The following is a 19,272-nucleotide window of genomic DNA, read 5'->3' on the forward strand; positions in this document are numbered from 1 at the left end:
TTGAAAAAAATTACTTAAAAATTTTTTGTATACATGATATAATACAAAAACAACATAAATAAGACATAGTTTGGTAACTTTATTTAAAAAATATTAATAAATATAAAACTTACAATAAAAATAATTGAAATTAAGTTAGTTTAAAAATTGCCACATTTAATGAAAGAGATTGGTATAGTAGCTAATTATGAAATCGAATACAATGATATTGTAAGATAGCTAAGGAGGTAACAAGTTGATAACTCTTAATAAGAGACAAAAAGATATACTTAAGTTTTTAGAATTAAAAAAAACTTATACAAAATTAGATGAAATAGCAAAAAACTTTGATGTAAGTCCAAGAACAGTTAGAAATGATTTAAGTGCTATAGAAGAATTACTTGTGAATTCTGAAGTGACACTAGAGAGAAAGCCGAGACTTGGAATAAGACTTATATTAAATGAAGATCAATATGTAGAAAAATTAATAGAAAAGATTGATTATAATGTTTATTCATCTGACGAAAGAATAACAATTATTATATTACTTTTAATAATTAAAGGAAGAGTTACAATTGAAGAACTTGCAAATGATGTAGGTGTTAGTAAAAATACATTAGTTCAGGATTTTAGGCAAGTAGTAGATAAATTAAAAGAATATGATATAAACGTCTTAAAAAAAGTGTATCATGGAATAACTATAAATGATAATGAAGAAAAAATAAGGAATGTATTTTTTAGTATATTTAGTAAGTTAAATAATGAACTGAAATCTGATATTAAATCAAGAATAGAAGAATATATTCAAATTGAAAGTTCTGTTATAAAAAGTAAATTAACTGAAATTGAAGTTGATATTGGAACATTATATTCGGAAGAGTCATTTGAAGAATTAGAAATGATAATTTTATTATCTACAATTAGATATAAAAATGGATTCAAAGTTCAATATAAGTATGAAGATAAGAAATATCTTTTAGAAAGAAGAGAATTCAACATTTTAAAAGAGATACTTCATATGGAAGAAGATGAAATGTGTTATTTATTAAAAATAATAGATGGTTTAAGAAGAACCATAGGAGGAGAAGTAGATAACATAACAAAAGAAATACTAGATGAACTTTGTAGTGTTCTTAAGATTGATTGTAGAAATGATTTAGAATTTACAAGTCAAATTTCTATGCATTTAAAAGTTGCTATACATAGAATAAAAAATAATTTAGTAATAGAAAATCCAATGTTAGAAGAAATAAAGTATAAGATGTCATTTATTTATAGAATAACAGAAGATATATTATCTAAAAAAGAAAATATTATAGGAGTTAAATTTCCAGAAGAAGAAATAGCTTATATGGCTATGTACTTCGATGCTATCTTTGAAAGAAATATAAAAAGTAATTTTACTTATAGAATATTGATTGTTTGCAATGGAGGTCTTGCAACTTCAAGTTTATTAAAAGCAAGAATAAATGCAATGCTTCCAGAAGTCGAAATAAGCAGTATATGTAGGATGAGAGATTTAGATAATGTGCTTAAAAGTCAAGAAATTGATTTTATAGTAAGTACGATACCAATTAAAGTTGATGATTATAAAGTTATAAAAGTAAATCCTATATTAGATAGTACTGATGCTGAAAAAATAAAAAATGAAATATACAACAAAAGGTATGAAAAAAACTGTAAATATCTTATTGATGCTGTTAAAGGAAAATCAAAAGCTGATATTGAAAAGTTATTTCCAGAAAAGTTTACCAAGTTTAATTTAGAAATAAATGATTGGAAAGAAGCTATAGAGGTAGCAGCAGAGCCTTTATTGAAAGAAAAGAAGATAAACAAAAATTACACAACTGAAATAATAAATGTTGTTGAAACATTAGGAAATTATATGGTTTTTATACCAAAGATTGCTTTTGTACATGCAACTCCAGATAATGTTTTAGAAAATTCAATGTCATTATTAACGCTTAAATCTGAATTGAAATTTGGAAGCAATAATAAGGTACCAGTAAAAGCAATAGTTGTATTAGCAAACAAAAATCAAAATATGAATTTAGTAAATTTAATTAACATATTGACTAAAGACGATAATATAGAAAAGTTTAAAAATTGCAATAGTTATGATGAATTTAAAAATATAATTTAGGAGAGGCAGAGTATATGCTAGTAAAGGTTATTGAGTCAGTAAGAGATTATAAAGAAGCTATAAAAATTTCATGTGATGTATTACAAGAGAATGGAATTATAGAGGAAAGATATTATGATGCCATATTAGGAAAGATAGATGAATTAGGTCCATACTTTTGTATAGCAGAGGGAGTGGCAATGCCACATGCAAGACCAGAAGATGGTGTTATAAAAGAAGGAGTTAGCATAGTAAAGTTAAATACTCCAATAGATTTTTTAGGAAAAGAAGTAAATGTATTTTTTACACTTGCTGCTAAAGATAATAAATCACACTTAGAAGTATTAAGAAAGATAGCAGAAGTTTGTATGAATAAAGAAAAATTAAATTTAATTATAAATTCAAAATGTGAAAATGAAATTCAGGAGGTATTTTAAGATGAAAAAAATAATGGCTGTTTGTGGATCAGGATTAGGATCAAGTTTTATGGTGGAAATGAATATAACAGATGTATTAAGAGAATTAGGAGTTGACGATCAATATGAAGCAAGTCATACATCATTAGCAGATGTTGTTGCAACAGATGCAGATATATTTGTAACTGGAATTGACTTAGCAGATAGTGCAAGTCATTTACCAGAACTTATAATATTAGATTCTTTACTAGATAGAGATGAATTAAAAGTAAAAATACAAGAAAAATTAGGTCTTTAGAAAGTTATTCTAGGAGTGTGATAGTTTTTTATCACATTTCTAGAAAAATTATTAAACAATATAAATAAACATCAAAGGTGGGGAAAAGAGATGAGCGGTATTTTAAAAGTTGCAGTAGATTTTTTATCAGAACCAGCAATATTAATAGGTATTATAGTATTAGTAGGTTTATTATTACAAAAAAAATCAGCTGATAATATAGTAAAAGCTACATTAAAAGCTATGGTAGGATTTGTTGTTATTTCATCAGCGGCTGGAATAATAGTTGGATCATTAGAACCGTTTGGAATAATGTTTGAAGAAGGTTTCAAAATATCTGGTGTTATACCAAATAATGAAGCTGTAGTTGCAATGGCAATGGATAAATTCGGAACAAACACAGCATTAATTATGACATTTGGTATGATAGCAAATATTATAATAGCAAGAATTACAAAGTTTAAGTACATATTTTTAACAGGACATCATACATTATTTATGGCTTGTATGATCGCAGTTATATTAGGATCAGCTGGAATGGGTGGATTCCATTTAATATTCACAGGATCATTAGCACTAGGTCTTATAATGATATTATCACCAGCAATACTTCAACCATTTATGAAAAAAATTACTGGAAATGATTCAGTTGCTTTAGGACATTTCTCAAGTGTTGGATATGCAGCATCAGCAGCTATTGGGAAAGTTGTTGGAAAAGGATCAAAATCAACAGAAGAAATGAAAGTACCTAAGTCATTAAGCTTCTTAAGAGACTCAGTAGTATCAATATCAATTACAATGTTAATCTTATATGTTATTGTAGCGATTGCGGCAGGTCCACAATTCGTAGAAACTCAATTATCAGGTGGTAAAAACTTTATAGTTTATGCATTAATTCAAGCATTAACTTTTGCTGCTGGATTTATATTAATACAAAATGGAGTTAGATTAGTTCTTAATGAAATAGTTCCAGCATTTAAAGGAATTTCAAGTAAATTAGTTCCTAACTCAAAGCCGGCATTAGATTGTCCAATAGTATTTCCATATGCACAAAATGCTGTATTAATAGGCTTCATATGCTCATTCTTAGGTGGAATAGTTTCAATGATAGCATTAGGAGCATTAGGTTTAGTAATAATAATTCCAGGAGTTGTTCCTCATTTCTTTACAGGAGCTACTGCAGGGGTATTTGGTAATGCAACTGGAGGTAGAAGAGGAGCTATTATAGGATCATTTGTAAATGGTATTATAATATCATTCTTACCAGTAGCGTTATTACCTGTATTAGGAAACTTAGGATTTGCTAATTCAACATTCTCAGATGCAGATTTTGGAGTTGCAGGTATATTCTTAGGAAAAGTTCAAGAATATATTGGTGGTATGGGATTAACTATTACATTAATAGGTATAGTAGCAGTATTAGTTGTAATATCAGTTGTAAGCAATAAGAAAAAAATTCAGGAGAATTAATATAATTATTAAAAAGTGAGGAATTAAATTCCTCCTTTTTTATATAAAAAATAGTGAGGTATTGGTTATGAATAAAGATAAATTATATGATATAGCAAAAGAATTAAGAAAAGATATTATAGAAATGATTTATGAATCAGGTTCAGGTCATCCAGGAGGATCACTTTCTGTAATAGATATAATCACTTATTTATACTTTGAAAAGATGAATGTAGATTGTAAAAATCCAAAATTAGAGGAAAGAGATATATTTATATTAAGTAAAGGACATGCAGCACCAGCTTTGTATGCAACATTAGCTAAAAAAGGTTTCTTTGATAAAGAAGAAATATATAATTTAAGAAAAATTGGATCATTTCTTCAAGGTCATCCAGATGCAAAAAAATGTCCAGGAGTTGAAATTTCTACTGGTTCATTAGGACAAGGATTTTCTAATGGATGTGGATTAGCATTAGCAAATAAGCTTGATAATAAAAAAGGTAATGTTTATGTAGTGTTAGGAGATGGAGAAATACAAGAAGGAATAGTTTGGGAAACATTAATGGCAGGATCACAATACAAGTTAAATAATTTAGTAGCAATAATAGATAAAAACGGAATTCAATTAGATGGAAGAACTTCAGAAGTTATGGGAGTTGATCCTTTAAAAGAGAGAATAAAGGGATTTGGTTGGAATGTGGTTGAATGTGATGGACATGATTTTGAATCAATAAATAATGCATTCAATGAAGTTGGAATTAATGATAGTCCAACAGCTATAATTGCGAACACAGTAAAAGGTAAAGGTGTTTCATTTATGGAAGATAATGTGGAATGGCATGGAATGGCTCCATCAAAGGAACAAAAGGAACAAGCTTTAATAGAGCTTAGCAAGTAAGGAGGAATTTAGGATGAAAAGAGCAACTAGAGAATCATATGGAAGAACTTTAGTAGAATTAGGAAGCACTAATAAAGAGATAGTAGTTTTAGATGCGGATCTTTCAAAAGCTACTAAGTCAGAGATATTTGCAAAGGCTTATCCAGATAGATTTATAAATGTAGGTATTTCTGAACAAAATATGATTGGAATGGCAGCTGGACTTGCTAATGCAGGTAAAATACCATTTGCAACTACTTTTGCAGTTTTTGCAGCAGGTAGAGCTTTTGAAATAATAAGAAATTCAGTTTGTTATCCAAATGTAAATGTAAAAATAGCTGCAACACATGCGGGAATTACAGTTGGTCCTGATGGAGGTTCACATCAAGCTATTGAAGATATAGCTCTTATGTCAGCTTTGCCTAATATGATAGTATTATCACCAGCAGATGATATTGAAGCATGTAAATGTGTAAAAGCTGCTGCAAAAATAAATTCACCAGTATATATAAGATTAGGAAGAATACCTTTAGATGATATTTATAATGAAGATTATGATTTTAAAATAGGAAAGGGAAGTGTATTAATAGAAGGTGATGATGTAGCGATTATATCAACTGGAATAATGGTTCATAAAGCGTTAAAAGCTTCGGAAGAACTAAAAAAAGAAGGTATAAACGCAAGAGTTATAAATATATCAACTATAAAGCCGATTGATGAAGAAATAATTATAAAAGCTGCTAATGAAACTAAAGGAATAGTAACAGTTGAAGAGCATTCAATAATAGGTGGACTTGGAGATAGAGTTGCGAGTGTAGTTTGTGATAAATGCAAGGCTACAGTAAAGAAAATAGGAGTTAATGATGTATTTGGTGAATCAGGAGATCCAGATAAATTATTAGAAAAACATGGATTAACATCTGAAAATATAATTAAAGTAGCAAAAGGTATTTTAAATAAATAAAATTTATATTTATAAAAAAAGAGCTTAGAAATTTCTAAGCTCTTTTTAATTAAATTATCTTTCTTTATTTGCGATTTCTGAAAGTAATCTAGCTTTGAAGCTTTCAAAGTCTAGTGAACCTTCATCATCATTTTTTCTGCTTCTTACTGAAACAGTATTGTTTTCAGCTTCTTTTTCACCAACAACTAGAATATAAGGAGTTCTTTCAAGTCTAGCTTCTCTAATCTTGTAACCAAGTTTTTCAGCTCTATAGTCTCCTTCAACTCTTACACCATTATTTCTTAAATCTCTAACGATTTTTTCAGCGTAATCATTGTACTTATCTGATAGTGGAAGAACTTTTGCTTGAACTGGTGCAAGCCAAGTTGGGAATGCTCCAGCATATTTTTCTATAAGCATTGCTAAAGTTCTTTCATAACATCCGATTGATGATCTATGGATGATATATGGACGTTTCTTTTCGCCATCTTTATCAATATAAGTCATATCAAATCTTTCGGCTAAAGCGAAATCTATTTGTACAGTTATTATTGTATCTTCTTTTCCATGTACATTCTTAAATTGAATATCAAGTTTTGGTCCATAGAATGCAGCTTCGTCATCAGCTTCAACATAATCTATATTTAAATGATCTAATATATTTCTCATTATATCTTGAGTATTTTCCCAAGCTTCTGGATTATTTATATATTTTTCAGTGTTGTTTGGATCCCATTTTGAGAATCTGTAAGAGATATCTCCATCAATTCCTAATGTGTTCATTATGTAATCAATTAAACTTACAACACCTTTAAATTCTTCTTCTAATTGTTCAGGAGTACATACAATATGACCATCAGCTAAAGTAAATTGTCTAACTCTTATAAGTCCGTGCATTTCTCCTGATGATTCGTTTCTAAATAGAGTTGAAGTTTCGGCGAATCTTACAGGAAGATCTCTATAGCTGTGTTGCTCTGAGTTATAAATTGCATATTGGAATGGGCAAGTCATAGGTCTTAAAGCAAATACTTCAGCATCCTTTTCTTCATCTCCTAAAACAAACATACCATCTTTATAGTGATCCCAGTGTCCTGAAACTTTATAAAGGTCACTCTTTGCCATTAGAGGAGTTTTAGTTAAAACGTAACCTCTCTTTTCTTCTTCATCTTCAACCCATCTTTGAAGAGTTTGAACTATTCTAGCTCCTTTTGGCATTAATAGAGGAAGTCCTTGACCTACATTTTCATCAGTAGTGAATAATTTTAATTCTCTACCAAGTTTGTTATGGTCTCTCTTTTTAGCTTCTTCCATAGCTTCAAGATGAGCTTCTAAGTCTTTATTTTTTAAGAATGCAGTTCCGTAGATTCTTGAAAGCATTTTGTTATTTTCGTCGCCTTTCCAATAAGCTCCAGCACCTCTTAATAATTTTATTGCTTTCATTGGTTTAAGTGACATTATGTGTGGACCTGCACAAAGGTCAGTGAAATCTCCAATTTTGTAGAATGATATTACTTCATTTTCATCTAAATCATTTATAAGTTCAACTTTGTAAGGTTCATCCTTCATAAGTTCTAAAGCTTCATTTCTTGGAAGTTCAAATCTTTCTATTTCTGGGTTTTCTTTAATTATTTTTTTCATTTCAGCTTCGATTTTAGCTAAGTCTTCTGTTGAGAAAGAACCTTCTTTATCGAAGTCATAATAGAATCCATTTTCTATTGCTGGTCCTATAGCAATTTTTGCATCTGGGAATAGTCTTTTTACAGCATAAGCTAATACGTGAGAAGCTGTATGTCTTAAAGCATCTTTTCCTTCTTGTGAGTCAAAAGTGCAAAGTTCAAGCTCGCAATCTTCGTTTACTGGATGACGTAAGTCAACTACTTTTCCATCAATCTTAGCGCAAAATGTATTTCTTGCAAGACCTTCACTAATACTTTTTGCTATTTCTAATACTGATACACCATTTTCAAATTCTTTAACTGATCCATCTTTTAAAGTGATTTTAACCATTTTAAAAAACTCCTTTCTGAAATTTATTTTAAACTTAAATTTAGTTTCTAAATTAAAAAAACTTCGTCTCAAAATATAGAGACGAAGTATAATATCCGTGGTTCCACTCTAGTTACTCTTAAAATAAAGAGTCACTTTAGCATGTCGTAACGTGACAATGACGGGCTGGATTAGAGCCACTCCGAGGTAGTCTTCGGTTAAGCTTATATAAAAGTACTTACAGCTAATGTACCTTCTCTCTGAATATAAGTGATTAACTTACTCTTCTCATCAATGTGTTTAATATTAATTTATATTAATTATAATCATACAATTTTAAGATGTCAATAAATGCTTTCACAAAGTTCTTCAATTTCTATATTTTCTATTAATTCTTCAGAATAATATGCTTTTCCCATCAATATAAAAATAATTTCCTCTTTTTTATAGCCTTCTTTGTATAATTTTAAGCTTTTTGTTAAGCGCTTTATTATATTAGTTGATGCATTTAGTATTATACAAAGTTCCTTAAATGAATAAAATCTTTTAGGTAATAGCTTGTATAATTTTTTTTGAAAATTAATTTTATAGAGTATATCTGTCTTTATACAATGATGGGGCCCTTTTTTTCCACGATGATGTTCGGGACATAAATATATATAGTTTAGCTCTATATCAAATCCTCCCTCACTTTTATGAACAATGTGGTGTATATCGGCTTTTTTATTGCATATTTCACAAAAATACAAATGATTAACCTCCTTAGAATTTTATATAGTTTACAGAATATTAATATAAAAATTGGTAAAAATCAAGAATAGAAACAACAAAAAGTAGTATACTATACTATATAGAGTATAGTGTATAGTATATGCTTTATAGTATAGTATATTGAGGTTTATGAGGAAAGGTGATATTTATGAAAGATAATTACAATTCATTTAGCTTTTGGGGCAAAAATGTAAATGATTGCAATGCTGTGAGAGGGCATGCATTCACGCATGAAATGCCAAATTCAAAGTCTGTATACATACATGCACTTATATTTTCCGATAAGAATGGAATCGAAAGCTTATACTCATATTTTCCAAATCCTAGAGTTCTTTTAGGATATCTTCAACATTCATTTATGCAAAAAGCTTTTTATAATTGGGCAAATGGAACAAAAAAATTAATTATGAAAGTACCTGCATTACCGACAAAGGAATTAATTTCTGATTTACGATTAAAGGGAAAAATAACAAAAGAAGAAGCGGAGAAGATGAAACAAGAATATGATGAACTAAATTATATGTGGGATAAGCCAGAAGATGAAATTTTAAGTGAACTTATAAAATTTGGAAGAAAATTTAATAAAGTTTGGCTTGGGGATAATAGTAAGTTCTTGTATATAAAAGTATTTAAAAAAGCTTCAGATCTAGCAGAATTTATAAAGGATTCAGTAAGTATGACTGGGAAAAGTGAAGAATTTAAAAATACTATTGGTATTTCAACTGAAGATTTTGTTGAAATATCACATAAAATTTCACATGATAAAGAGGCTTCTAATATATTCAGAAAAATTATATTGGATAAACTAACTGAAGTATTATAAATAAAAAATATAGGATGAAACTTAGTTTTATCCTATATTTTATTTTGTTTAAAGGTATTAAATGGTAGTTTAAAAAGTGAAAAATGTGTTGACATAAAAGGTTAATACTTGTTACAATGAATTAAAATTAAATAAAGTCTTATCAAGAGTGGTGGAGGGACTGGCCCTATGAAACCCGGCAACCTATTAAATAGTATAGGAGAGACTTAAATTTTCAATGTAATTAATTTTATATTGTGATTTTGTTATGCTCTAAATTATTTGGTGTGGTGCTAATTCCAGCAGTTAAAAACTGATAGATAAGTGGTGTTTATATAGGATTTATAAAGCTTCTGATTTCTATCAGAAGCTTTTTTTAATACTCAAAAATGAAAGGGGATTTTTAATTTGAAAAATAATAAAATAGGTAGTATATGGGCATTGTTACCTTTATTGGTCTTTATAGTATCGTATGTTTCAATATCTTTAGTAGCAAAAGATTTTTATGCTGTTTCTGTAATAATTCCATTTTTAATTGCAGCAGTTACAGCTTTAGTTATGAATAATAAAATTAGCTTTGATGAAAGATTGCATATTTTTTGTAAAGGTGCAGGCAATCCAAATATAATATTAATGATTTTAATTTTTATATTAGCGGGAGCATTTGCAAGTATTGCAAAAGCAATGGGAGCTGTTGATTCAACAGTAAACTTAGGCCTTTCAGTGTTACCTCCAAATCTTTTAGTTTCAGGAATATTTATAGTAGCTTGTTTTATAGCACTTTCAGTAGGTACTTCAATGGGAACTATAGTTGCATTAGTTCCAATTGCAATTGGAATATCAGAAAAAACTGGAATTGCAGTAGCTTTAGTGGTTGGAGCTGTTGTGAGTGGAGCAATGTTTGGGGATAATTTGTCTATAATATCAGATACAACAATTGCAGCAACAAGAACTCAAGGCTGTGATATGAGAGATAAGTTTAGAATGAACTTTAAAATAGTACTTCCAGCAGCAATAATTACAGCAATTCTTTTTGCCGTTATAACAAGTGGAGTTGAAGGATTTAATTTAGGAAATTATGAATATAGCATCATAAAAATAGTTCCATATATAGGAGTTTTAGTAGCAGCACTTTTAGGCGTAAATGTTATTTTTGTTTTATCATCAGGTATAATATTGGCTGGTATTATCGGAATATTTACTTCAAGTTTTGATATAATTGGATTATTTCAAAATGTAGCTACAGGTATTAGTGGAATGAGTGAACTTATAATTATTTCTTTATTAATATCAGGAATGATAGCACTTATTGAATATAATGGTGGAATAGAATATATACTTCATAAAGGTATGAAAAGATTTAAGACAAAGAGAGGTGCAGAATTTGGAATAGCAGCTCTTACAAGTTTAGTTGATGTATGTACAGCAAATAATACAATTGCAATAGTAACAGTTGGACCAATTGCTAAAAATATATCGGATGAATTTGACTTAGAACCAAAGAGAGTTGCAGGAATTATGGACATGTTCTCATGTGCATTCCAGGGAATAATTCCATATGGAGCTCAGCTTATATCAGCATCATCACTTGCAGGAGTATCTGCATTTCAAATAATGGGTTATTTATATTATCCATATCTTATGGGTATATCAGCTGTAATAGCAATATTTATATATTGGGCAAGAAATAAAGAGAAAAATATAGAGAATGAAAATTAAGTTGAAAAAAGAACACTATTTTAAAAATAGTGTTCTTTTAATTATTTTAAACTAACTAAGCATATGCTTTGTGATGATATTCCAAGACCTTCGCCTGTAAAGCCAAGTCCTTCTTCAGTTGTAGCTTTTACATTAATCATATCAAAATCGATATTTAAAGCTTTTGCTATGTTTTTTCTCATTTCTTCTATATGTGGTGCCATTTTTGGTTTTTGAGCAATTATTGTTGAATCTATATTATTTATTTCATAGCCATTTTTATCTAAAAGCTTACCTACTTCTGATAATAGTTTTATGCTTGAGATTCCTTTATATTTTGGATCAGTGTCTGGAAAGTGTGTTCCTATATCACCAAGAGCTGTTGCTCCAAGTAGAGAATCCATTATAGCATGAACTAGTACATCTGCATCAGAATGACCAAGCAATCCAAGTTCGTAAGGAATATTTACTCCACCAAGTATTAAATCTCTATTTTCTACTAAACGATGGACATCATAACCTAAACCTATACGCATATATAATCACCTCTTTAATATTTCTTTTATAAGTTTAACATAAAAGAATATCATAAAGAAGTAAAGGGAAAATATAACTTTATAGTTATATTTAAAATTAATTTATATAATAATATTTTTATAAGTTGAAAAATAAATATAGTTTATAGAATATATTACAAAATATGATAATAAATCATCAAATTCATTTAAAAACAACAGGTATTTATGTATAATTAATATAGATAAAGATATATAATAACAAGGGTTTAAAAACCATTTGTTAAAAGGGGAGAATTGTAAGTTGGATATATTTGATAAGAATAAATATAAATTCTCAACTACTCCAAATTTAGTAGAGATAAGTAATAATGTAAACGAACTTAGAAAAGAAGAAATTTTAAAATTTGAGGAAGAACTTTTTTCTTATAATATTTTAATTAAAGATTTATTTACTTATGTTCCGAGTGAAAATGAACTAAATTTAATATTAAATATTGCTTTTTTTATAGTGGAGCAAGTTGAACTTTTGGACTATATTAATAGTCATAAAAAAATACCATTTAATATGTTATCAAAAAAGGTGAAAAGGCATAAGAAAAAGTTAATAGAATGGAGCGATTATATAATAGCGTATACTATTATTTTTTCAAATCCTAATTATAAATACTTGCAAGATTATTTAGCCATTGAAGAAGTAAAAGAAGAAGATAAACATAAAAATGTAGTAGCTCTTAAAGAAAGAAAAAATAATAAAAATAAAAAAATTGTAATTGAAAAACTTATAATAGAAAAAAAAGATAATGGCGAAAATAAAGATGGAAATAAAGAAGAAGTTATAGAAGTAAATCATAAAGAAGAAAATAATGAAGCTGAGAAAGTTAATACAGAGAGAGGTATAGTTTTAAAAATATTCAAAAAAAGTGCTCTTATATTGACTAGTTTAGGGCAGGTTTGTAAAGTTTATAAAGAGGATGGAATGTCTATTGGTGAAGAGGTTAGCGCTAAATCCAAAAAGAGAATGAAAGACTTCAAACCATTTATTGTCATAGCTTTAATAGCATTGGCTATAGCTGGAGGAGTATTTACTTATAAATATAATACAGTAGATAGAACTATCCTTATAAATACTACATCAAAAGTTAAGATAGAACTTAATTGTTTTAATAATGTAATAGAGGCATATTCTCCAACTGATAAAGGAGAAGATATGATTAATAGTTTAAAGTTAAATCATGCAAAATTTGATAAAACACTTGAAGGTATTTTAAAATATTCAAAAGAAAATGGAATGTTACCAGAGAAAGGTGTTTTAGTTACTGTAACTGGAGAACCTTTAGAGTATGGAACTTTAGAAAATACAAGAAAATATGTAGTTGAGAATAAAATAGATTTAACTATAAATAATGTTGGAAATGAGAGAAATTTATATAATCAACAAGCTGAAAAATAGAGGAATAAAAAATGAAAACAAAAAAAACTAACAACAGAAATAATGTAAGAAAAAATAATAATTTCAATAAAAATAAAAAAAATAGAACTATTAATGAGTCTATTAAAAAATCTAAGAAGAAAAGTATTACAAAAGAAGATACTAAAAATGTTATAAAACATTTAGATAGAGGAGAAGAAATCAGATTAAATAAATATATAAGTGAAACTGGCATATGTTCAAGAAGAGAAGCAGATAAACTTATAGAGAATGGAAAAGTAACTGTTGATGGTAAAGTAGCAACAATGGGAGTTAAGGTTTCTAAAGGTCAGGTTGTTAGGGTTAATGGTAAAGTTATATCAAAAGAAGAAGAATTAGTTTATATTATTCTTAATAAACCAGTTGGAATAACATGTACTACTGAGAAAAAAGTAAAGGGTAATATTGTTGACTTTGTAAATCATAATAAAAGAATATTTCCAATAGGAAGATTAGATAAAGATTCTCAAGGATTAATAATGCTAACTAATGATGGAGATATAGTAAATAAAATATTAAGAGCTGGAAATAACCATGAAAAAGAATATATAGTAACTGTTGATAAGCCTATAACTGATGATTTCATAAAAAGGATGGGTAATGGAGTAAGAATACTTGGAACAGTTACTAAAAAATGTTTTGTTAAAAAAGAGGGAGATAAAACATTTAGGATTATTTTAACTCAAGGGATGAATAGACAGATAAGAAGAATGAGTGAAGCTTTAGGGTATGAAGTTGTTAAACTTAAAAGAATTAGAATTATGAATGTAAATTTAGATGATCTTAAAGTTGGAGAATGGAGAGATTTATCCAAGAAAGAACTTCAAGGAATAAATAATTTAATACAACAGTCTAAGAAGACAAAGGAAGTAGATTTATAAATCTACTTCTTTTTTGTAGGTTTAAATAAGTATTAATTTTTTAAATATTTATATAAATTCAAAATATTACTAACATTGTCCACAAATGCCTGTGGATAACTTGTGATAAAGTTGTTGATATAACTGTAGATAATTTATTGAATTTTGAAGAATACTAATAAAAAGATACATTTTAAAGTATATTATGTAGAAAAAAAGGAGTATTTGATATGAAGAAATTAAGGATAATAAAGGCTTCAGCAGTAATGTTAATAAGTTTTTTAATCACAAACTTTGCACAGGGTATGTGGATAACTTCTTTTGGGGATACTAATCAGTTAGAAAATAATAAATTTATTATTGAAAATAAAATAAATGAAAATAATGAGTGTATAGAAGTAAATGTTAGTTATCCACAATTGATACCAAATACATTAAAATTAATAAACAATGAAATAAAATGGTGGACGGATAATTGGATTAATGATGTAAAAAGTATATTAGAAGATTATAAAAAATCAGGGTATATATGCAACATGAAGTATGAATTATTTTCAAAGTTTTTTGTTACCTTAGAAAGAGATGATTTATTAAGCTTTTATATAGATTATTATCAATTTACAGGTGGAGCACATGGACTTACAACTAGAAGAGCATACACTTTAGATGTTAAAAATGGAAATAAATTAAAAATAAAAAATTTATTTAAAAATGGATATGATTATAAATCTTTTATAGATAAAGAGATTAAGAAGCAAGTAGATGCTAATAAAGAAAAATATTTTGAAGGTTTAGAAGGTTTTAATGGAATAAATGATGAAGTTAAGTTTTATATAAATGGAGATAATTTAGTTATATATTATGGGCAATATGAAATAGCACCATACGCCTCAGGAATACCAGAGTTTAATATACCTATACAAAAATTTGATGGTAATTTTTTATATGGTAAAATTAAATAAAGTAAAAAAATAGAGGTGAAAATAGGATGGGGGATTTAGAAAATATTTTAATTAAACAAAAAGAGTTTTATAAAAGTAAAAAGACTTTAGATGTTGATTTTAGAATTGATAAATTAAAAAAATTAAAAATAGTTTTAAAAAATAATGAAAACAAAATATTAGAGGCTTTAAAAAAAGATTTAAATAAATGTTATTTTGAAGGATATTCAACTGAGCTTGGAATTGTATATGAAGAAATAAATACTATGATAAAAGGATTAAGAAAGTGGAGTAAAAGAGAAAGAAAAAAAAGTTCAATAATTTATTTCCCAAGTAAAGCTTATGTTTATAAAGAGCCTTATGGAGTTTCTTTAATAATAGGTCCTTTTAATTATCCATTTCAATTAACAATAGCACCATTAATTGGAGCAATAGCAGGTGGAAACTGTGCAATTATAAAACCATCTGAAAGATCAAAATATACAGCAAAACTTTTAGAAAAAATTATAAATGAAAATTTTGATGAAAGATATATAAAAGTTGTTGAACCAGAAGGCGGAAAAGAAACAGTATCAGAATTATTGTCTCTTAGATTTGATTATATATTTTTTACTGGTAGTGTTTCGGTTGGAAAAATTGTAATGGAAGCCGCAGCTAAAAATTTAACACCAGTTACATTAGAACTGGGTGGTAAAAGTCCATGTATTATAGATAAAGATGCAAATTTAAAATTAAGTGCAAAAAGGATAGTTTGGGGAAAACTATTAAATGCAGGACAAACTTGTGTAGCACCAGATTATTTCTTTGTACATAAAGATATAAAAGATGAATTTTTAAAATTATTAGTTTCGGAAATAAAAGAGCAGTATGGTGAAAATATTGAAAATAATTCTGAATATCCAAGAATAATAAGAGAAGATGATGTTAAAAGATTAAGTTTATATTTAAATGATGGACATATATATTATGGAGGAAAGTTTGACATAAAGGATAGATTTGTAGAGCCTACTATATTAGTTAATATTGATAAAAATAGTAGTATAATGACTAATGAAATATTTGGACCTATTTTCCCAATTCTTGAGTTTGATGATTTAAATTATGTTATAGAGTTTATAAATAATAGAGAAAAGCCATTAGCACTTTATTATTTTTCAGAAGATAAAAATAAAATAAATAATATAATTACAAATACAACATCAGGTGGTGCTACAATAAATGATACTGTACTTCAAGTTGCATCAATATATCTTCCTTTTGGAGGAGTGGGAAATAGTGGGATTGGAGAATATCATGGAAAGGCAAGTTTTGAAACTTTTACTCATAGAAAATCAGTAGTTCATAGAGGAACATTTATGGAACTTCCATTTAGATTTGCACCTTTTAAAGATAAGATTAAATTAGTTAAAAAACTTATGAAATAAAAAAAACTCCAATCTTTATAGATTGGAGTTTTTTTAAAATTATATAGTAGCTTCTTTACTTTCTTCTTTTGAATCTTTTGAGAAAGATTCTTTAAACACTTTAATACCTTGTATTATAACTGTAGGTAAGAAAGCTAAAAGATAAATAAATCCTATTTGGGTTCCATTAAGTGGAGCTATTTCAAATAGCTTTTGTAATGGCTTAACAAATAAAACTAAGTTTAAAAGAATAGCACCTGTTAAAAATGCATATATACTATATTTATTAGTAGTTAAACCAAGTTTAAATATTGAAGATTTACTACGACAGTTAAATCCATGGAATAATCTAGCTAAACATAATGTTGAGAATGCCATTGTAGCACCAACAGCAGCACTAGACTCAAGTCCGATATGGAAAGAAATTATAGTAAATATAGCAATGATTAAACCTTCTATAGCTATATCAGTAATAAAAGTTTTAGTTAATATAGATTCTTTACTATTTCTTGGTTTTTCCTTTAGAAGATCTTTAGTTGGATTTTCTACACCAATTGCAATAGCTGGTAAACTATCAGTTAAAAGGTTAATAAATAATAAATGAACTGGCATAAATGGTACTGGAAGTGCCATTATTGATGCATAAAGTACAGCTAGTATACCAGAAGTATTACCAGATAGTAAGAACTTAATTGAGTTCTTTATGTTTGCATAAACATTTCTTCCGTTTGTAACAGCTTTAACTATAGTTGCAAAGTTATCATCAGTAAGTATCATAGATGCAGCATCCTTTGATACTTCAGTTCCTGTAATTCCCATTGCAATACCTATATCAGCTTGTTTAAGTGCAGGAGCATCATTAACACCATCACCAGTCATTGCAACTATATTGCCTTTAGTTTGCCAAGCATTAACTATTCTGATTTTATGCTCTGGTGAAACTCTTGCATATACAGATATATGATCAAGTTTTCTTGATAATTCTTCATCATCCATTTTATCAAGTTCAAGTCCTGTAACAGCCATATCACCGTCTTGTAATATACCAATTTGTTTTGCAATTGCAGAAGCAGTAATTTTATGGTCTCCTGTAATCATAATTGGTTTTATACCAGCAGTTATACAATCTTTAACAGCTGCAGCAGATTCCTCTCTTGGAGGATCAATCATTGATATTAATCCTAAGAATATATAATTATCTTCATCTTCTAAAGTTAAATCACGAACTTCAGGAAGTTCTCTGTAAGCAAAAGCTAAAACTCTTAAACCATTTTGAGAAAGTTCCATATTAGTATCTATTATATTTTGCTTATCTTCTTCGGTTATAGGTTTTACAGCATTTGAAGTTTTAATAGAAGTAATTCTATTTAAAAGCACATCTACAGCACCTTTAGTAAACATTATAGTATTGCCACCAATTTCATGTACCGTACTCATAAGCTTTCTATCAGAATCAAAAGGTAATTCTTTTAATCTTTCAAATTCTGATCTTATATCAGTTTCTTTTAAATTATATAAGTGAGCAAGATTTACTAAAGCAACTTCAGTTGGATCACCTAACTCTTGTCCATCTATAGATGTTGAATCATTACATAAAACAGCACCATTTAAAAGATATTGTTCTACTTCATTTGATAAATCAAGTTTTTCTGAAGGAATAAGCTTTCCATCAACATAAATTTGTTTAGTAGTCATTTTGTTTTGTGTTAAAGTACCAGTTTTATCAGAACAAATAATTGAAACAGAACCTAATCCTTCAACAGCTTTAAGTGATTTAATAATTGCATGTTCTTTTGCCATTTTTTGAGTACCTATAGCTAGTACTATTGTAACTATTGAGCTAAGAGCTTCTGGTATAGCAGCAACAGCAAGAGCAACAGCAAACATTAATGAATCAAGTATTGGAGTATTTCTGTAAACACTTAAACCAAAGACTATAGCACAAATAATAAGTATTATTATTGCTAATTTCTTTGAAAAGTCATCTAAACTAATTTGTAATGGAGTTTTCTTTTCTTGAGTTTGCTCCATAAGTGTAGCAATTTTACCAAGTTCAGAATTCATTCCAGTAGCAGTAACAACGACTAAAGCACGTCCATAAGTAACTAATGAACTAGAGAAAACCATATTTTTTTGATCTCCTAAAGCAAGCTCGTCCTTATCTATACAATCAGCAGTTTTAGTAACACTTTCAGATTCTCCAGTTAGAGCACTTTCATTAACTTGAAGAGAGTAGTTTTCAATAATTCTACCGTCAGCAACAACTAAATCTCCAGCTTCTAAAATTAAAATATCTCCAGGAACTATATCCTTTGAAGGAACTTCAATCTTAGTTCCATTTCTAAGAACTTTTGCATTAGGGGCAGATAAAGCTTTTAAACTATTTAAAGATTGCTCTGCTTTAACGTGTTGAACAGTTCCAAGTATTGCATTTAAAATAATAACTGCAAATATTACTATTGTACTTTCAATATTGCCAGTAGCCATAGATACAACACCTGCAATTATAAGGATTATAACAAGCAAGTCTTTAAATTGTTCAAAGAAAACTTGAACAGTACTTTTTTTCTTTTTTTCATTTAAAGCATTTTCACCATATGTTTCTCTTTTAGCTTTAACTTCACTATCTGTTAAGCCTTCTTTTGTTGTACCAAAATTTTTAAGCACATCGTCAGTTGACTTATTAAAAAATTGTTTCATTAAAATTTCTCCTTTCAAAATAGAATATTCAGTATAAAAAAGAGACTTTTAATATAAATCAT

At 27.9% G+C, this 19,272-nt stretch carries 16 protein-coding genes, 1 riboswitch and 1 other annotated feature; of the genes, 12 read left to right on the plus strand and 4 right to left on the minus strand.

Annotated features, from left to right (window positions below):
• Positions 1–235 precede the first annotated feature (235 nt).
• The 6 genes from O212_RS0109610 (at position 236) to O212_RS0109635 (ending at position 6,084) form a co-directional block, all read left to right on the plus strand.
• A complete protein-coding gene (locus O212_RS0109610) occupies positions 236–2,122 on the plus strand; it encodes a BglG family transcription antiterminator (RefSeq protein WP_024614896.1) in 1,887 nt (628 codons plus the stop codon).
• A 14-nt stretch (positions 2,123–2,136) separates the two neighbouring features.
• Positions 2,137–2,538: a PTS sugar transporter subunit IIA gene (locus O212_RS0109615; RefSeq protein ID WP_024614897.1), complete on the plus strand. Its 402-nt coding sequence runs from the start codon at positions 2,137–2,139 to the stop codon at positions 2,536–2,538.
• Between the two features lies 1 nt (position 2,539).
• Complete coding sequence (locus tag O212_RS0109620) at positions 2,540–2,815, plus strand: PTS sugar transporter subunit IIB (RefSeq protein WP_024614898.1); 276 nt, start codon at positions 2,540–2,542, stop codon at positions 2,813–2,815.
• A 90-nt stretch (positions 2,816–2,905) separates the two neighbouring features.
• Positions 2,906–4,264 carry a PTS ascorbate transporter subunit IIC gene (locus O212_RS0109625; protein ID WP_024614899.1) on the plus strand — a complete coding sequence of 453 codons (1,359 nt, stop codon included), beginning with the start codon at positions 2,906–2,908 and terminating at the stop codon, positions 4,262–4,264.
• A 67-nt stretch (positions 4,265–4,331) separates the two neighbouring features.
• The gene (locus O212_RS0109630) at positions 4,332–5,141 is read left to right on the plus strand and encodes a transketolase (protein ID WP_024614900.1); all 810 of its coding nucleotides are present in this window, start codon (positions 4,332–4,334) and stop codon (positions 5,139–5,141) included.
• 13 nt (positions 5,142–5,154) lie between these two features.
• Positions 5,155–6,084 (plus strand): transketolase family protein, encoded by a 930-nt coding sequence (locus O212_RS0109635; protein WP_024614901.1) that lies wholly within the window; start codon positions 5,155–5,157, stop codon positions 6,082–6,084.
• Positions 6,085–6,138: 54 nt separating this feature from the next.
• Here the strand turns inward: O212_RS0109635 and thrS are convergent, their stop codons facing one another.
• Complete coding sequence (thrS, locus tag O212_RS0109640) at positions 6,139–8,070, minus strand: threonine--tRNA ligase (RefSeq protein WP_024614902.1); 1,932 nt, start codon at positions 8,068–8,070, stop codon at positions 6,139–6,141.
• A gap of 74 nt (positions 8,071–8,144) precedes the next feature.
• Positions 8,145–8,353: a binding site (T-box leader), on the minus strand.
• Between the two features lie 40 nt (positions 8,354–8,393).
• Positions 8,394–8,798: an HNH endonuclease signature motif containing protein gene (locus tag O212_RS0109645; protein WP_024614903.1), complete on the minus strand. Its 405-nt coding sequence runs from the start codon at positions 8,796–8,798 to the stop codon at positions 8,394–8,396.
• 170 nt (positions 8,799–8,968) lie between these two features.
• On the opposite strand from O212_RS0109645, the gene O212_RS0109650 reads away from it, so the two are divergent.
• On the plus strand, positions 8,969–9,643 hold the full coding sequence (locus O212_RS0109650; protein ID WP_024614904.1) for a hypothetical protein: 675 nt from the start codon (positions 8,969–8,971) through the stop codon (positions 9,641–9,643).
• 136 nt (positions 9,644–9,779) lie between these two features.
• Positions 9,780–9,949: riboswitch (SAM riboswitch) on the plus strand.
• 81 nt (positions 9,950–10,030) lie between these two features.
• Positions 10,031–11,341, plus strand: coding sequence for a Na+/H+ antiporter NhaC family protein (locus tag O212_RS0109655; RefSeq protein WP_024614905.1), 1,311 nt, complete (start codon positions 10,031–10,033; stop codon positions 11,339–11,341).
• A gap of 41 nt (positions 11,342–11,382) precedes the next feature.
• Here O212_RS0109655 and ispF read toward each other — a convergent pair whose 3' ends face one another.
• Positions 11,383–11,856, minus strand: coding sequence for a 2-C-methyl-D-erythritol 2,4-cyclodiphosphate synthase (gene ispF, locus O212_RS0109660; protein ID WP_024614906.1), 474 nt, complete (start codon positions 11,854–11,856; stop codon positions 11,383–11,385).
• Positions 11,857–12,139: 283 nt separating this feature from the next.
• On the opposite strand from ispF, the gene O212_RS16045 reads away from it, so the two are divergent.
• From O212_RS16045 to O212_RS0109680, 4 genes are all read left to right on the plus strand, one after another.
• On the plus strand, positions 12,140–13,288 hold the full coding sequence (locus O212_RS16045) for an anti-sigma factor domain-containing protein (RefSeq protein ID WP_024614907.1): 1,149 nt from the start codon (positions 12,140–12,142) through the stop codon (positions 13,286–13,288).
• Between the two features lie 11 nt (positions 13,289–13,299).
• On the plus strand, positions 13,300–14,187 hold the full coding sequence (gene rluF / locus O212_RS0109670) for a 23S rRNA pseudouridine(2604) synthase RluF (protein ID WP_024614908.1): 888 nt from the start codon (positions 13,300–13,302) through the stop codon (positions 14,185–14,187).
• A gap of 209 nt (positions 14,188–14,396) precedes the next feature.
• Positions 14,397–15,128 carry a DUF3298 and DUF4163 domain-containing protein gene (locus O212_RS0109675; protein ID WP_024614909.1) on the plus strand — a complete coding sequence of 244 codons (732 nt, stop codon included), beginning with the start codon at positions 14,397–14,399 and terminating at the stop codon, positions 15,126–15,128.
• A gap of 26 nt (positions 15,129–15,154) precedes the next feature.
• Positions 15,155–16,531 carry an aldehyde dehydrogenase gene (locus O212_RS0109680; protein WP_024614910.1) on the plus strand — a complete coding sequence of 459 codons (1,377 nt, stop codon included), beginning with the start codon at positions 15,155–15,157 and terminating at the stop codon, positions 16,529–16,531.
• 39 nt (positions 16,532–16,570) lie between these two features.
• Here O212_RS0109680 and O212_RS0109685 read toward each other — a convergent pair whose 3' ends face one another.
• Positions 16,571–19,210: a cation-translocating P-type ATPase gene (locus O212_RS0109685; protein WP_024614911.1), complete on the minus strand. Its 2,640-nt coding sequence runs from the start codon at positions 19,208–19,210 to the stop codon at positions 16,571–16,573.
• Positions 19,211–19,272 lie beyond the last annotated feature (62 nt).

Source organism: Clostridium sp. Ade.TY (assembly GCF_000498355.1).
Classification (GTDB): Bacteria; Bacillota; Clostridia; order Clostridiales; family Clostridiaceae; genus Clostridium.

Coding starts and splice junctions, on each gene's coding strand:
- O212_RS0109685 (WP_024614911.1), bottom strand. CDS start 19,210: ATGAAACAATTTTTTAATAAGTCAACTGACGATGTGCTTAAAAATTTT.
- O212_RS0109675 (WP_024614909.1), top strand. CDS start 14,397: ATGAAGAAATTAAGGATAATAAAGGCTTCAGCAGTAATGTTAATAAGT.
- O212_RS0109620 (WP_024614898.1), top strand. CDS start 2,540: ATGAAAAAAATAATGGCTGTTTGTGGATCAGGATTAGGATCAAGTTTT.
- O212_RS0109615 (WP_024614897.1), top strand. CDS start 2,137: ATGCTAGTAAAGGTTATTGAGTCAGTAAGAGATTATAAAGAAGCTATA.
- O212_RS0109635 (WP_024614901.1), top strand. CDS start 5,155: ATGAAAAGAGCAACTAGAGAATCATATGGAAGAACTTTAGTAGAATTA.
- O212_RS0109680 (WP_024614910.1), top strand. CDS start 15,155: ATGGGGGATTTAGAAAATATTTTAATTAAACAAAAAGAGTTTTATAAA.
- rluF (WP_024614908.1), top strand. CDS start 13,300: ATGAAAACAAAAAAAACTAACAACAGAAATAATGTAAGAAAAAATAAT.
- O212_RS0109625 (WP_024614899.1), top strand. CDS start 2,906: ATGAGCGGTATTTTAAAAGTTGCAGTAGATTTTTTATCAGAACCAGCA.
- thrS (WP_024614902.1), bottom strand. CDS start 8,070: ATGGTTAAAATCACTTTAAAAGATGGATCAGTTAAAGAATTTGAAAAT.
- O212_RS0109650 (WP_024614904.1), top strand. CDS start 8,969: ATGAAAGATAATTACAATTCATTTAGCTTTTGGGGCAAAAATGTAAAT.
- ispF (WP_024614906.1), bottom strand. CDS start 11,856: ATGCGTATAGGTTTAGGTTATGATGTCCATCGTTTAGTAGAAAATAGA.
- O212_RS0109630 (WP_024614900.1), top strand. CDS start 4,332: ATGAATAAAGATAAATTATATGATATAGCAAAAGAATTAAGAAAAGAT.